Origin of the sequence: Pseudomonas sp. NBRC 111130, from assembly GCF_001320485.1 — a bacterium.
Taxonomy (GTDB): domain Bacteria; phylum Pseudomonadota; class Gammaproteobacteria; order Pseudomonadales; family Pseudomonadaceae; genus Aquipseudomonas; species Aquipseudomonas vlassakiae.
Genome location: NZ_BCBG01000114.1, coordinates 1 through 1,036 on the forward strand (window position 1 = coordinate 1; position 1,036 = coordinate 1,036).

At 51.7% G+C, this 1,036-nt stretch carries 2 rRNA genes; both read left to right on the forward strand.

The window, feature by feature from the left end:
- Positions 1 to 761, forward strand: a 23S ribosomal RNA gene (locus APH33_RS26190); the annotation flags it as partial.
- 131 nt (positions 762 to 892) lie between these two features.
- Positions 893 to 1,008 (forward strand): 5S ribosomal RNA (gene rrf / locus APH33_RS26195).
- Positions 1,009 to 1,036 lie beyond the last annotated feature (28 nt).

The window sequence follows — 1,036 nt, forward strand, 5'->3', positions numbered from 1 at the left end:
GCCAGTTCTCATGGAGCCATCCTTGAAATACCACCCTGGCAACTTTGAGGTTCTAACTCAGGTCCGTTATCCGGATCGAGGACAGTGTATGGTGGGTAGTTTGACTGGGGCGGTCTCCTCCCAAAGAGTAACGGAGGAGTACGAAGGTGCGCTCAGACCGGTCGGAAATCGGTCGTAGAGTATAAAGGCAAAAGCGCGCTTGACTGCGAGACAAACACGTCGAGCAGGTACGAAAGTAGGTCTTAGTGATCCGGTGGTTCTGTATGGAAGGGCCATCGCTCAACGGATAAAAGGTACTCCGGGGATAACAGGCTGATACCGCCCAAGAGTTCATATCGACGGCGGTGTTTGGCACCTCGATGTCGGCTCATCACATCCTGGGGCTGAAGCCGGTCCCAAGGGTATGGCTGTTCGCCATTTAAAGTGGTACGCGAGCTGGGTTTAGAACGTCGTGAGACAGTTCGGTCCCTATCTGCCGTGGACGTTTGAGATTTGAGAGGGGCTGCTCCTAGTACGAGAGGACCGGAGTGGACGAACCTCTGGTGTTCCGGTTGTCACGCCAGTGGCATTGCCGGGTAGCTATGTTCGGAAGAGATAACCGCTGAAAGCATCTAAGCGGGAAACTTGCCTCAAGATGAGATCTCACTGGAACCTTGAGTTCCCTGAAGGGCCGTCGAAGACTACGACGTTGATAGGTTGGGTGTGTAAGCGCTGTGAGGCGTTGAGCTAACCAATACTAATTGCCCGTGAGGCTTGACCATATAACACCCAAGCAATTTGCTAGCGCAGATTGCGGTGGTGAAGATGATACGAACCGAAAGTTCGCAAGATCACAAATTCACATATCCGAATTAGCCAAGAGTGTTCAAAAGACATTCTGGCAACAGAATTTCTTGACGACCATAGAGCATTGGAACCACCTGATCCCATCCCGAACTCAGTAGTGAAACGATGCATCGCCGATGGTAGTGTGGGGTTTCCCCATGTGAGAGTAGGTCATCGTCAAGATTCATTTCGCAAAACCCCTATCTGCGCA